The sequence below is a fragment of the Poseidonibacter parvus genome (genome assembly GCF_001956695.1).
In the GTDB taxonomy this organism is placed as follows: Bacteria; Campylobacterota; Campylobacteria; order Campylobacterales; family Arcobacteraceae; genus Poseidonibacter; species Poseidonibacter parvus.
Map to the genome: position 1 here is coordinate 1,863,431 of NZ_CP019070.1, position 15,422 is coordinate 1,878,852.

The following is a 15,422-nucleotide window of genomic DNA, read 5'->3' on the forward strand; positions in this document are numbered from 1 at the left end:
ATATAATTATCCTTAATAAAAAGGATTTTAATGAACTTTATAAAAATACTTGGAGCAAGTGGAAGTAAAGCCAAGGGAATAGGAACAACTTCTTTCCAAATTTTCAAAGATATTATTGTAGATGCTGGGAATGTTATAAATTCACTTGGAGAAGAAGCTAATCATATTAACCATATTTTTTTAACTCATTCTCATGCAGACCACATAACTGATTTACCTTTTATCATTGAAACATATTTTGAAAAAAGAAAAACTCCTCTTACTATTTATGCTTTAAAAGAAACTATTGATGTTTTAAGAAATCATTCTTTTAATGATTTAGTATGGCCTGATTTTACAAAAATTAATTTAGTTAATACTCAAACCCCTTCTTTAGTATTTAAAGAATTAAAAGTAAATGAAGTTATAGAAATAAATGATTATAAAATAAAAGCTATTGAGGCAGTGCATATACCGGGTGCATGTGGATTTGTAGTTACCAAAAATCATCAAGCATTTATTATAAGTGGAGATACATATAAAAACCCTATTATATGGAATGAAATTAATAATAATCATGAAATTAAATCATTGATTTTAGAGTGTTCATTTCCTGATAAATTAAAAGAATTTGCACAAAGAACTTCCCACTTATCTCCAGAATTAATAAAAGAAGACCTTAAAAACCTAAAAAGAGATGATATTTCAATTTTTTTATACCATTTAAAACCTCTATATATAAAAGAAATAAAAAGAGATATTAATAAACATAAAATATTAAAATATGGAGGTAAGATATTAGTTGAAGGTGATGTAATTCATATTGATAACGGAACTATTGAACATAATTTAATTAGTGAGGATATGTTTCATGAAATTATGAAAATCAACCTTGCTTTATCTTCTGAAACAAATAAAGATGTACTTTTAGAAAAAATACTAACACTTCTTAGAAAATTAACATCAGCAGAAGCTGGAACCTTATATTTAAAATCAAAAGATGGCTCAACACTTGATTTTAAAGTTGTTCAAAATGATAAATTAAATATTAATATGGGTGGAGCTAAAAATAATTTAAATTGGGATTCTCTACCATTTATCAAAGAAGACGGTTCTTTAAACAATGAGATGGTTGCAATTGTTTGTGCAAAAGAAAAAAGAATAATTAACATTAAAGATGTATATAAAACCACAAAATATGTTTTTGAAGGAACAAAAGTATTCGATAAATCAACAGGTTATAGATCAAAATCTATGCTTGTTATTCCTTTGATTAATCATGAAAATGAAGTAATTGGTGTTTTACAACTAATTAATAAAGTAGATAATCATGAAATTATTGATTTTGATAAATCTGATGAAAAAATATTAAAATCTCTTGCTTCGCAAGCTGCAATGTCACTTACTAATACACAACTAATACTTAGTTTAGAAGAGTTTTTAAATGCTTTTGTTTCAACAATTGCAAAAGCTATTGATGCAAAATCTCCTTATACAACAGACCATATTGCAAAAGTAGAAAAAATCGCCTTACTACTTGCAAATGCAATAAATGACGATAAAACTATATATAAAGAAGTTAAATATACTCAAAATGATTATAAACAAATAGGATTAGCTGCTTGGATGCATGATATTGGAAAAATTTCTATGCCTGATCACATTATAGATAAAGCAACAAAATTAGAAAAAATATTTGATAGAATAGAATTAATAGAATCAAGATTTGAAGTAATAAAAAGAGATAAAGAAATTGATTATCTAAAAAATAAGATATCAAAACTTGAATTTGAAAAAGAAGTAAATCTATTAAATGAATATATGCATTTTCTAAAACAGACTAATAAGGGTGGAGAGTTTATGGATGATAAAAATATCCATAAGCTAAATGAAATTGCAAAACTAACTTATCTAAAAGACGGAAAAAATACTCCTTTAATAGATGAAGATGAATATTATAATTTATCTATTAAAAAAGGTAGTTTAACAAAAGAAGAAATAGATATTATTAGAAATCATGCACTCTTATCACATGAAATGATTTCAACTTTACCTTTCCCTAAAAAATATAAAGATGTATTAAATATAGCTTGTAATCATCATGAAAAATTAAATGGTAAAGGTTATCCAAGAGGACTAGAAGCTAGTCAAATTAAACTAGAAGATAGAATTATGATTTTTGCAGATATTTTTGAAGCCTTAACTGCATCAGGACGGCCATATAAAGATGCTATGAAATTAACTCAAGTTTACGATATTTTAAATAAACTTGGGAACAATGGCGAAATAGATAAAAATCTTACAGAATTCTTTTTTAATCATAAAATACTGCATGAATATGCAAATGAATCCTTATCATCAGAACAGATTGATATAAATAAGTAAATAGATGATTGCTAAAAATAGATTAAAGAGAAACTTAATATATATTTTAACATCAATAGTTTTATCTTTTATTATTAGCTCTATTTACATATTTTCTCCAACTCTACCTACATCAATTGATAATAGATTAAAAGATTATATGTTTAATATCAGAGGAGAAATAGCTCCTAAAACTGATAGCATTGTTATTATTGATATAGATGAGAAATCTTTACAAAAATTAGGACAATGGCCTTGGTCAAGAGATATATTATCAAGAATTCTTAAGAATTTAACACAAAATAATATTGCAATTATAGGACTTGATATAGTTTTTGCAGAAGAAGATAGAACCTCTCCACATAATATTTTTAAAAAATTAAATATAAAAGAAGAAGATATAGTAAATTATGATTTTGAATTTGCTCAAACAATTGCATCAACACCTACTATTTTGGGATATCAGTTTGAATTTGAGGACAAAAAACATATAAATAAAGAAGCACCTTCAATTCAAACTATTTTTATTGAAAAAAATAAAAAATTAGGTAATAACTATTTACTTCAAGCAAAAGGAACTATCTTAAATATCCCAGTAATTCAAGATAATTCATATTCAAGTGGATTTTTTAATAACATACCTGATAATGCAGGAGTTATTAGAAGTGTACCTTTAATTATCTCTTATGATGAAGAAATATATCCTTCACTTGCTCTTGAAACTCTCAGAATTGCATTAGGGATTAAAAGAATATATATTAATTATGATGAAAATGGAGTAAAAGATTTACAATTAGATGACTATATAATTCCAACAGATAGGCATGGTAGATTACTTATTAATTTTAGAGGAAAAGAGAAAACTTTTAAATATATCTCTGCTTTAGACATATATAACAATGACTTCAAAAAAGAAGATATAGAAAATAAGATTGCATTAATCGGTACTTCAGCTGCTGCACTAATGGATTTAAGAGCTACACCTTTTGAATCAATTTTTCCAGGAGTAGAAGTTCATGCAAATGCAATTGATAATATTATTGCAAAAGATTTTTTATATGAAGCATCATGGGTTGATGGTGCAAATATTTTTCTAATATTTTTTCTTGTTTTATTTGTTGTTTTTTTAACAAAAAAAATACATTTAATTTTCATTCCTATTTTAACAACAAGTTTACTATTTTTAACAAGTTATTCACTTTATTATATACTTTTTAATTATGGTCTAGTACTAAATATCTTTTTCCCCCTTATTACTATTATTCTTGCAACTATTATTACAATAATGTTGCAATATTTCTATGAAATAAAAAAGAAAGATGAAATAAAAAATAAATTTGCATCAAAAGTTTCAAAAGATGTAATGGAACAATTATTAAAAAATGTAGATAATAACCAACTACAGGCACAAAATAAAGAAATTACAGTTTTCTTTAGTGATATAAGAGGTTTTACAAAAATTTCTGAAGACATAAAACAACCTGATTTATTAGTAAAATATATCAATCAATATATGACCCCAATGAGTGAAATTATCACAAAAAACAAAGGAACTATTGATAAGTATATTGGAGATGCAATTATGGCATATTGGAATGCTCCTTTTGATATTGAAGACCATGAAGATAAAGCTGTACAAAGTGCACTTGAACAATTAGAGAAATTAAAGGAACTAAATGTTCAGCTAAAACAACAAAATCAACCTTTGATTGATATAGGAATCGGAATAACAACAGGTATTGCAACCGTTGGTGAAATTGGTAGTATTGGACGAAGTGATTATACTGTTATTGGAGATACTATTAATATTGGGTCAAGAGTAGAATCATTATGTAAATTTTATGGTGTAAAATTAATCATTACAAACTTTACAAAAGATAGTCTAAAAGAGAATTATATATTTAAATACCTAGATTATGTTCAATTAAAAGGAAAAGAAGAAGCTATTGAGTTATGGGAAGTAATACATAAAGAGCACTTAAGCAAAGACTTAGAAAAAGAATTAGAACTTTATAATCAAGCAATAATACTATATAAAAAAGAAAAATTAGAAGAAGCAAAAAAACTATTTACACAACTAAATGAAATCAATTCGTCAAATATAAATAATCTTTATATCCAAAGATGTACAGATTTTTTAAATAATAAAAACTTCAAAAAGGTTTATAAACATGAAAATAAATAATAATAGGAATGTAATATGAAATTATTCTTAATAATATTATTATTGCCAATTACAACGATTTGGGCAAATACTTACACTTTACATATAGCATCAACTAAATACAAAGATGTTGCAAAATCATATATAGAAGAAGTTAATGATTTATTAAAAATAGAACACTTAGTAGTAAGAATACATAAAAATAAACATTATTCTTTAATAGTAAATCAAATAAAAGATAGAAATGAAGCAATTAAGATACAAGAGAAATTAAAAAATACATCATATAAAGATACTTATATAAAAAAAGACACAGCAGATTTAAAGTATCAAATAATTTACTATACAAAAATGACAAAAAATAGCGGTGTTGTAATTAAAGAAGATGAAAAAGATTTTCTACTAGATGTAGAATCGTCAAATGAATATATTACCGCATCAACCATGTATAATATTGGAAATTATAAAAGATCATATGAGCTATTTAATAACTTATTTTATAAGCACAACTACAATGTAAATATAAATTATTTTTTAGCTCAAAGCGCCATTAAAATTGGTAAATTAGATGAAGCATCAATTGCATTAGAAAGAGTTCTAATAGAAAATCCAAAATTTAATAAAGCTCGATATGATTATGCAAGATTATTAACAAAACTAAAACTAAACGAAGAAGCAAAAAAAGAGTTTAATATACTTCTAAAAGAAAATATTACAGATGAAACAAAAAAAGATATAGAAAAATATTTAAAATTTTTAAATAAAAAGAAAAAATACACTTCAAATTCTGCAACTATTATTGTAGGAATGGGTCATAATACAAATATAAAAAATAGTATCTTAGTTGAGGATTATAAAATTGATGGTTTAGATTTAGGAGAGGATCCAATTAAAGATAATTTTCACAATGAAATACTATCACTAAGTTTTAATAAGATTTTAGAAGAAAATAAAGCTGTAAAAATTACAAACAACTTTCTTGCTTATAATAAAAGTTTTTTTAATGAAAAGAATGAGAATACTTCAGTTATTGCATATAAACCAAATATATCATATATACATAATCAAAATCTTTACAGTTTAGATTTAAATGCAACAAGAGTAATCAAAAAAGAAAACAAAGATATAAATGTATTCTCCATTTCACCTTCTATTAGTAATAATAAATTTAAAACTTCAATAGAGTATCAAAAACTTCTTTACGCATATGAATATAATGATGATGGAGATAATAATAAAGACAATAACTTTGAAAAATTCTTATTTTACTTTAAATACAAACTATCAAATAACTTAAATATTTCTACAAATATTTCAAAAATAACTAGATTAAGAAAACAAAGACTAGATATAGATAAAATTACGAAAAGCCTATCATTATATTATAGTTATGATTTTTTTCAAAAAAATATGATATACTTAGGATACAAATTTGAAAAAAATAATTTTAAATACTTAAGTGGTTTTCCATTTAATAACAAAAGAAAAGATACAAGCCATAATATAATGTTTAATTACCTGTATTCAATAAATGACTATGATAGAATTAACTTATTAGCATCTTATACTAATAATAGTTCTAATCAAGATTCTTCTGAATATGATCAAACTGAAGTAACTATAAATTATATTAAAAAGATCCATTGGTAAAAAAGGAATAAAATGAAATCTTTATTTATACTAATAATATTTGCAAATTTACTATTTGCAAACGTTGGAAAAATTGTTTCACTAAAAGGTGAAGCTAATATAACAAGAGAGAATAAAACTTTTCAAGTTAAAAGAGATACTCTATTAAAAGAAAAAGATATTCTTATTACAAAGAATAACTCTAAAGTACAAATTCTATTTAAAGATGAAACAATCATCTCTATTGGTAAAAACTCTACATTTAAAATCAATGACTATTTATTTGAGAATAAAGACAATGTTAAAGCAGAGTTCTCAATGATAAAAGGTGTATTTAGAACTATTACAGGAAGAATTGGAAAAATAGCACCACAAAACTTCAAACTAAAAACTAAAAGTGCATCAATTGGTATTAGAGGTACTCAAATTATTACTGATATTACTGATGGAAAAGAAAGAATTTTTTGTACCGAAGGCCAAATTGAAGTAACACAAAATCTAACAAATCTTAAAATCATTGTTAATCAAGGTGAATTTATTGCAATGCATGAAAATAATGGTGCTGAATTACTGAAAAATAAAACAAAAACAAAAGATTTAAAAGAAGTAAATAAAAATGTTTCTATTGGTGAAAATAAAGCTGTTGATACAGTAAGCATAATAGAAGAAGTTTCTTCTCCTGAAATAGAAGAGACGACTTCAAATGTTAATTCTACACCTGATGTTGTAGAAGAAGTAAATGAAGTAGAAAAAAGTGAAAAAGTATCAGAACAACTTTCTGAACAAGAAGAGGCAGAAGCTGAAGCTCAAAGAATTGCTGACGAATTAGCTGCTGAAGAAGAAAGATTAGCACAAGAAGCTGCCGCTGCTGCTGAAGCTAAAAGAATTGCTGCTGAATTAGCTGCTGCCGAAGCTCAAAGAATTGCGGACGAATTAGCTGCTAAACTAGCTGCTGCTGAAGAAGAAAGATTAGCACAAGAAGCTGCCGCTGCTGCTGAAGCTAAAAGAATTGCTGATGAATTAGCTGCTGCTGAAGCTCAAAGAATTACTGATGAACTAGCTGCTGCTGAAGAAGAAAGATTAGCACAAGAGGCTGCCGCTGCTGCTGAAGCTCAAAGAATTGCGGATGAATTAGCTGCTGCTGAAGCTCAAAGAATTGCGGATGAATTAGCTGCTGCTGAAGAGCAAAGATTAGCACAAGAAGCTGCCGCTGCTGCTGAAGCTAAAAGAATTGCTGATGAATTAGCTGCTGCTGAAGCTCAAAGAATTGCTGAAGAACTAGCTGCTGCTGAAGAAGAAAGATTAGCACAAGAAGCTGCCGCTGCTGCTGAAGCTAAAAGAATTGCTGATGAATTAGCTGCTGCTGAAGCTCAAAGAATTGCTGAAGAACTAGCTGCTGCTGAAGAGCAAAGATTAGCACAAGAAGCTGCCGCTGCTGCTGAAGCTAAAAGAATTGCTGATGAATTAGCTGCTGCTGAAGCTCAAAGAATTGCGGATGAATTAGCTGCTGCTGAAGAAGAAAGACTAGCACAAGAAGCTGCCGCTGCTGCTGAAGCTAAAAGAATTGCTGATGAATTAGCTGCTGCTGAAATTCAAAGGCTAGAAGATGCTGCTGCAACAGCAGAAGAATTACAAAAACTAGAGGAAGAACTAGCTGCTGCTGAAGAAGAAAGATTAGCACAAGAGGCTGCCGCTGCTGCTGAAGCTAAAAGAATTGCTGATGAATTAGCTGCTGCTGAAGCTCAAAGAATTGCTGATGAACTAGCTGCTGCTGAAGAAGAAAGATTAGCACAAGAGGCTGCCGCTGCTGCTGAAGCTAAAAGAATTGCTGATGAATTAGCTGCTGCTGAAATTCAAAGAATTGCTGATGAATTAGCTGCTGCTGAAGAGCAAAGATTAGCACAAGAAGCTGCCGCTGCTGCTGAAGCTAAAAGAATTGCTGATGAATTAGCTGCTGCTGAAGCTCAAAGAATTGCGGATGAATTAGCTGCTGCTGAAGAGCAAAGATTAGCACAAGAAGCTGCCGCTGCTGCTGAAGCTAAAAGAATTGCTGATGAATTAGCTGCTGCTGAAGCTCAAAGAATTGCTGATGAACTAGCTGCTGCTGAAGAAGAAAGATTAGCACAAGAAGCGGCTGCTGCTGCTGAAGCTAAAAGAATTGCTGATGAATTAGCTGCTGCTGAAGAGCAAAGATTAGCTGACGAGTTAGCTGCTGCTGAAGAGCAAAGATTAGCACAAGAAGCTGCCGCTGCTGCTGAAGCTAAAAGAATTGCTGATGAATTAGCTGCTGCTGAAGAGCAAAGATTAGCTGACGAGTTAGCTGCTGCTGAGGCTCAAAGATTAGCAGATGAACTTGCTGCGGCAGAACTAGCAGAAAGTTTAAAAGAATTAACACCATCATCTTACTTTGAAAACAATAATTCAAAAGCAACATATATAGGAAATTTTAATGCTAGTCCTTTTGATGATAAAAGACAATATATAGAATATGATGATGATAAAACTGAATATGCAATTCCAGAAGAAACAACGATATCAATGGACATAGATTTTGGAAAATCTAAGGACCAAGTATCAAATGGAAAGATATCAGTAGAAGGTCAAGATGATTTAGAATTTGATGGTAAAATTAAAAGTGACAACAGCATTCAACTTAAAGCTGCTAATAATACTACAGGAGGTGGAGGTGATGCTTATCTTTATGGAAGTAATGGTGAGATTCTTAAAGGTGATATAAAATTAAAAAATGATGATTTAAAACTTGAAGGTGATTTTGAAGCAAATAAAAGTGACTTTATTGATTTAACACAAAGTAATGATTTAGAAGAATTAACAAACCTAGATTATTTTATAGACAATTCATCTTATGCAACATACAAAGGGGATTTTAATTCTTCAGAATATGACGCTTCAGAACAATATAAAGAAGTTTTAGGTGTTAAATATGAAATACCTGAAGAAACAACAATAAGTATGGGAATTGATTTTGGAGCAGACTCTAATCAAATATCAAATGGGTTAATAACACAAGATAATCCTTTTACAACAGATTTTACTTTTGATGGTTCAATTAATGATGATAAAAGTTTTACTTTAACTGGATCTGGCGATACAGAAGGAACAGGTTCTGGTAACTTTTATGGAAATGAAGCTGATGTAATTAAAGGTCAAGTAGATATGCAAGATAAGTATAGTCAATTTGGAACTTCAATAAAAGGAAATTTTGAGGCAGATAAAGAATAAGTAAGCTCTTATTCTTTACGCCTTTATACAATTATTAACTAAAGTAATATTTATCAATTACTAATCATATTTTAGATACACTTCCCTAAAATATAGGACGAGCTAAAACTACTATGGCACTAATAGACTTACAAAACATTTCTAAACAATACGATACGAAAGTTATTTTAAAAAATGCAAATTTCACCTTAAATCAAGGCCAAAGAATTGCAGTAATTGGTCAAAACGGTCAGGGAAAATCAACACTTCTTAAAATAATTACAGAGGAAGTAGAACCTGATGATGGTATAAAAGCTATTGATAAGTCTATTAAAATAGAAATGCTTGCACAACATCCAAAGTTTGATGATAATTTACTTGTTCGAGATGCTATTGAAAATCAATTAAAAGAGTTAAAAGATGCACGAACTGAATATGAAGAAATATCTTTAAAAATTGTAGATGATTATGAAAATAATGAATTAATAAATAGACAAAGCCAATTAGCAACATATCTTGAGTTTCATAATGCTTGGGATTTAGACAATATGATAGAGCGAGTTTTAAAAGAATTCCAACTAAAAGAGTATGAATTTAAAGATGTAAATCTTTTAAGTGGAGGTGAGCAAAGAAGAGTTTCACTTGCAGGATTACTTTTAAAAAAGCCTGATGTATTACTTCTTGATGAGCCTACAAACCACCTTGATGTTTATATGGTTGAGTTTTTAGAACAACTTTTAATGAAAAACAATTTTACATTAATATTTATCTCACATGATAGATATTTTATTGATAATATTGCTACTTCTGTAATTGAAGTTGAAGGTGGAAACTTACGTAAATTCCAAGGTGGATATTCTTCATATTTAGAGCAAAAACAACAAATCTTAGAAAACATGCAAAAAGACCATCATAATATGATTAGACTTTTTAAAAGAGAAGCACACTGGATGCAAAGAGGTGTAACTGCAAGAAGAAAGAGAAATGTAAGAAGAAAAGCAGAATACCTAGATTTAAAACAAAAAGTAAAATCAAATCCAGCAGCTATTAGAAAAATGAGTGTTGAACTTCAACGTGAGCAAAAATCTTTTAATAGTGAAGAAACAAGAACTTTAAATAAAAAGAAAATGCTATTTGAACTTGATGATATAGGTATCACACTGGGAGATAAACTTTTAATAAAAGATTTTACAACTAGAATTTTACAAAAAGATACAATTGCAATTGTAGGACCAAATGGAACTGGAAAATCTACAATGTTAAAAATATTCATGGAAAAACTAAAAGTTGACACTGGTAGATTTAAAAAAGGTGACTTTAAAGTAGGATATTTCGATCAACATAGAGAAATGCTAAATGACAATCAAAGTATTATGCACACCTTTTGCCCTAATGGTGGAGATTTAGTTGAGTTAAATGATGGTAGAACTATGCATGTTTATGGGTACTTGAAAAATTTCTTATTTCCAAAAGAGTATTTAGAGAAAAAAATTGGAGTTTTAAGTGGTGGTGAGAAAAATAGAGTTGCTTTAGCACTATTATTTACAAGAAGTATAGATTGTTTAGTCTTAGATGAGCCTACAAACGACTTAGACTTACCAACAATTAATATTTTAGAAGAGTATTTAGAAAACTTCCAAGGTGCTATTATTTTAGTATCTCATGATAGATATTTTGTAGATAAAATTGCAAAAAAACTATTTGTTTTTAAAGGTAAGAATGGAGAAGTTGAAGAAAGTTTCCAACCTTATAGTGAATATTTAGAAATTGAAAAAGAATTAAAAGATTTAAACTCACTAGAAAATAGTTTAAAAAAAGAAGATCAAGAAAAGTCTAAAGAAATAATAAAAAAGAAACAAGTAAAACTTTCATTTAATGAACAAAGAGACTACGATAATTTACCAAAAGAAATTGATGAGTTAGAAGAAAAAATTGAAGAAATAAATGAATGTTTAATGGACTCAAAATGTTACGAGCAAAAAGGCATCGTTGCTGTATCAAAAGAACTAGAAGAAATAGAAAAAATCTATGAAGAAAAAGTAGAAAGATTTTTACAATTAGAAGAGTTAATTGAAAGCTTTAACTCATAAAAAGATATAATATTATATAATAAAATAATAATTAAATACATAAGGACTAAAATGAGTTTAAAACAACGACTAAAAGATGATGTAAAAACAGCTATGAGAGAAAAAAACATAGTAAAAAGAGATTCAATTAGAAGTATAAATACTATGATTAAACAAATTGAAGTTGATGAAAGAATTGAATTAGATGATGAAGCTATTGTTAAACTTATTCAAAAAGGTATAAAACAAAGAGAAGAAGCTATTTCTCAATACAAAGACGCATCACGTGAAGATTTAGTTGAAAAAGAACAAGAACAAGTTGATGTTTTTAAACTATATTTACCCGTTCAAGCTTCAGATGAAGAACTTGAAATTGGTATGAAAGAAATTATTGTTCAAGTAGATGCAAAATCTATGAAAGACATGGGAAAAGTAATGGGGGCTGCTAGTAAAAAATTTGCTGGTATTGCTGATGGAAAAAGAATAAATGAAATGGTAAAAAAACTTTTAACTTAAACTTTAGGATTAAATATGAGTATAGAATTTGAAGAAATTGTAACACAATTAACGTCATTAGAAAAAAATGAAGTAACAAAAAATAAAATACAAACACCAATTGAAATAATTCCTATTCTTCTGAAAAGGGTTTCAAAAGAAAATGTAAAAGAGTTAGTATCATTACTTAAGCAATCTGCACTACCTTCTATTTGTTCGGAAACAGATGATGAAATTGAAAAATTATTTGAACAAATAGACAAAGATACAAATCTATTATTTAATCTTGAAATTCAAAAGAAAATACAAGAATTCATTGAAAAAAGATTTGAAAGAGATAAGCAAGTAGTTATTCAAAGAACTTCTGATATTTCTAAATTTGTTTCACTAATGGGTCAATATCTAAATGATGCTATTTCAAGTAGTGGATCAGGTTCTAAACACGTATTAGATATAAAAGAAAAAATTCAATCTATAGATTTATCTAAAGATGGGGTAAAAGGTTTAGAAAGCTTACAAAATGAATTAGTAGATGCTGCCTCATTAATAGAAGAAGAAATGAATACCGTAAGTGATAAGTTACAAACTGGTAAATCAAAAGTAGAAGAATTAGAAGAAAAAGTAACTATTTTAGAAAAAGAGCTTACAAAAACTAAAAATGAAAGCATGAAAGATCATTTAACAGGTCTTCTTACAAGAAGAGCATATAATGACGAAATAAAGAAAATCGAAAGTTCTTATAAAAGACATAACACACAATATGCAGTTGTTTTCTTTGATTTAGACTATTTCAAACAAGTAAATGATACTTACGGTCATGATTGTGGAGATGTTATTCTTTCTACTTTTGGAAAAATTTTAGAAAAGAACACTAGAGATCATGATATTGTTGGAAGATATGGAGGTGAAGAATTTGTAGCAATTGTTCATTTTAATCTAGATAGAGAATTATTACAATATTTAAAAAGAATTAAAATAATAGTTACATCAAATAACTTCAAATACAAAGATCATGAAATAAAAGTAACTTTCTCAGCAGGAGTTGCCCTAAGACCTGATCATCAGTCTTATGAGAGTACTATACAAAAATCTGATATTCTTTTATATGAAGCAAAAGAGAATGGTAGAAATCAAATCAGACTTGAAAATGGAAAAACTATTTAGTTTTTCTATTTAATATATTTTCTCCTGACCAATGCGATATAAAGAAAAATCGTATTTTATAGGATCTTTTTCATCAAACAGCCTTAGTTTTTCAGTGATTAACAAAGCAGATTTCAAATCATAAGTCTTTCTATCTAATAATCCTAATTTTTTTGATACATTAAAAGTATGAGTATCTAAAGGTAAAATCAAATCTTTTTTATCAATACCTTTCCATAATCCTAAATCAAGTTCATCCTCTCTTACCATCCATCTCAAAAACATATTCCATCTTTTATATGGTGCATTTCCTACTTCTTTGATTTGACCATTTTTATCTCTTTTTAAAGGATTTGAAACTAAAAATGTAAACCCCTGAGATTTATAATCTGCAACTTCGTGTATTTTTTTTATTAAAAAATCTAAGCCTTCAAGAATAGAATTGTTTTTTTTATATCCAAGATTGAATATTTCATTTAAAGAAGAAGTTTTTTTTAATTTCTTAAAAGTTTTAAATATAGTTTTAATATCTTCACTATTTTGAAATCTATAATAAAAAGAATCTAGTTCTTTATCAATTTTTTTATCACTTGCATCTAATAAAGAAAAATCTAAACTATCAAGAAATTTAACAATTAAGCTTGCTTTTCCATATGCAAAAAGTGCACAAAGTAAAATCACATATTCATCATCATATCTACTAGCAACCAATAAGGGATCTGGTTTATCATATGAAAGTTCATTATGCTTATTTCTTGATTGAAATTCCTTATCTAAACGTTCTTTTATTTTATTCATTATCTATCCAAATTTTTGATTGGGTATAATACCAATAATTAAAGAAAAAGAGTGTTAAATGAATAATATATTAATAACAGGATGTTCCACAGGTATTGGTTTAGAAACTGCTTTAGTTTTAAAACAAAATGGTTTTAAAGTATATGCAAGTGCTAGAGAGCAAGATGATGTGACAAAGCTTACAAACCTTGGATTTGACACATTTAAAATTGATGTTACAAAAAAAGAAGATATATCAAATGCTTTAAATACAATATTAGAAAATGACAAAAAACTTGATGCTGTATTTAACAATGCTGGGTATGGACAGCCAGGTGCTGTTGAAGATATAAGTGTTGAAGTACTTAAAGAGCAATTTGAAACTAATGTTTTTGGTTTACATGAATTGACTCTTCAAACTATGAAAATATTTAGAAAACAGGGGTTTGGAAAAATAATACAACATAGTTCTGTTTTAGGAATTATATCACTAAAATTTAGAGGAGCCTATAATGCAAGTAAATATGCAATAGAAGGATTAACAGATACACTAAGACAAGAAGTATTAAATTCAAATATTTATGTTAGTGTAATAAATACTGGACCCGTAACATCTGAATTTAGAGCAAATGCATTAAAAATGTTTAATAAAAATATTGATATAGAAAATAGTCATTTTTCACAAAAATATAAAAAAGAATTGAAAAAAAGATTAGAATCAAAAGAAGATAATACACCTTTTACTCTTCCTTCATCTTCAGTTGCAAATATAGTATTTGATATTATGAATAGCAAAAAACCAAAGCCTAGGTATTATGTTACTAAAGCGACATATATTTTAGGGTTTTGTAAAAGAATATTCTCAACTTCAATAATGGATAAAATCTTAAATAAAATGTAATATGAAAAGAAGTTTTAACTTCTTTTCATATCAATAATAAGTTGAGCAATTGATTTCTCAACTGAATCAAAAAGAGCTTTTTGTAAAATCGTTTTATTATTTAGCAAAGTACTTTCATTATATGAAAAAGAATCATTTACTACAGAATTTGAATAAATCACATCAGAATTTTTATTTAATATTTCTAAATCTATAAAAATCTTTATTGTTGCATTAGAACTAAAAAGTGAAGAATCAATCACAAGTTTTGGAATAAATAAATGAACAGTATAATCAGCACCAAAAGCTACATATTTATTTTTATAATAGCTGTCATTTTTCATTTGTTTTGAAAATTCTTCTTTTACAATATTCTCTAAAGATATATTATTAACCGCAATACTTTTTTCTAAATTTAAGGCTTCATCATTTGAAATATCAGGTCTTAAAACAGTTCCTACATTAACACCTACATGTCTAGATAAACTTCCACCTAAACCTAAATTGAGAGAAAAAGGACTAGGTACAGTTTTAGGAGCAGATAAAACTACAACATTTTTATATAAAGAAAAAGATTTCATTTGTTCATTTATTTTAACTTCATTTTTTGAAGAACAAGCAGTAAAAAAGAGTAAAGACAATGATATAAGAAGTGTTTTAAAAAGATATGACATGATAAAATTCCTTGTTATTTTTTATT

At 27.4% G+C, this 15,422-nt stretch carries 10 protein-coding genes; 8 read left to right on the top strand and 2 right to left on the bottom strand.

All coding sequences use genetic code 11. From position 1 onward, the window contains the following. Nucleotides 1-30: 30 nt before the first annotated feature. The 7 genes from LPB137_RS09320 (at nt 31) to LPB137_RS09350 (ending at nt 13,086) form a co-directional block, all read left to right on the top strand. Nucleotides 31-2,364, top strand: a complete 2,334-nt coding sequence (locus tag LPB137_RS09320) for an HD domain-containing phosphohydrolase (protein ID WP_076087346.1) — start codon at nt 31-33, stop codon at nt 2,362-2,364. Between the two features lie 4 nt (nt 2,365-2,368). Continuing rightward, nucleotides 2,369-4,528: a CHASE2 domain-containing protein gene (locus LPB137_RS09325; RefSeq protein ID WP_076087350.1), complete on the top strand. Its 2,160-nt coding sequence runs from the start codon at nt 2,369-2,371 to the stop codon at nt 4,526-4,528. A gap of 15 nt (nt 4,529-4,543) precedes the next feature. Beyond that, nucleotides 4,544-6,157 carry an SPOR domain-containing protein gene (locus tag LPB137_RS09330; RefSeq protein ID WP_076087352.1) on the top strand — a complete coding sequence of 538 codons (1,614 nt, stop codon included), beginning with the start codon at nt 4,544-4,546 and terminating at the stop codon, nt 6,155-6,157. Nucleotides 6,158-6,169: 12 nt separating this feature from the next. Next, nucleotides 6,170-9,379, top strand: a complete 3,210-nt coding sequence (locus LPB137_RS09335) for a FecR family protein (protein WP_076087354.1) — start codon at nt 6,170-6,172, stop codon at nt 9,377-9,379. A gap of 113 nt (nt 9,380-9,492) precedes the next feature. Next, entirely contained in the window at nt 9,493-11,448 is a 1,956-nt protein-coding gene (locus LPB137_RS09340; protein ID WP_076087356.1) for an ABC-F family ATP-binding cassette domain-containing protein, read from the top strand. A gap of 51 nt (nt 11,449-11,499) precedes the next feature. After that, a complete protein-coding gene (locus LPB137_RS09345; protein ID WP_076087358.1) occupies nt 11,500-11,943 on the top strand; it encodes a GatB/YqeY domain-containing protein in 444 nt (147 codons plus the stop codon). Nucleotides 11,944-11,958: 15 nt separating this feature from the next. Further along, nucleotides 11,959-13,086: a GGDEF domain-containing protein gene (locus tag LPB137_RS09350; RefSeq protein WP_076087360.1), complete on the top strand. Its 1,128-nt coding sequence runs from the start codon at nt 11,959-11,961 to the stop codon at nt 13,084-13,086. A gap of 9 nt (nt 13,087-13,095) precedes the next feature. Here LPB137_RS09350 and LPB137_RS09355 read toward each other — a convergent pair whose 3' ends face one another. Continuing rightward, on the bottom strand, nt 13,096-13,863 hold the full coding sequence (locus tag LPB137_RS09355) for a TIGR02757 family protein (protein WP_076087362.1): 768 nt from the start codon (nt 13,861-13,863) through the stop codon (nt 13,096-13,098). A 58-nt stretch (nt 13,864-13,921) separates the two neighbouring features. Here LPB137_RS09355 and LPB137_RS09360 point away from each other — a divergent pair, with 58 nt between their 5' ends. Next, on the top strand, nt 13,922-14,743 hold the full coding sequence (locus LPB137_RS09360) for an SDR family NAD(P)-dependent oxidoreductase (RefSeq protein WP_076087364.1): 822 nt from the start codon (nt 13,922-13,924) through the stop codon (nt 14,741-14,743). Nucleotides 14,744-14,757: 14 nt separating this feature from the next. On the opposite strand, the gene LPB137_RS09365 is transcribed toward LPB137_RS09360, so the two are convergent. Further along, nucleotides 14,758-15,396, bottom strand: a complete 639-nt coding sequence (locus LPB137_RS09365; protein WP_076087367.1) for a hypothetical protein — start codon at nt 15,394-15,396, stop codon at nt 14,758-14,760. Nucleotides 15,397-15,422 lie beyond the last annotated feature (26 nt).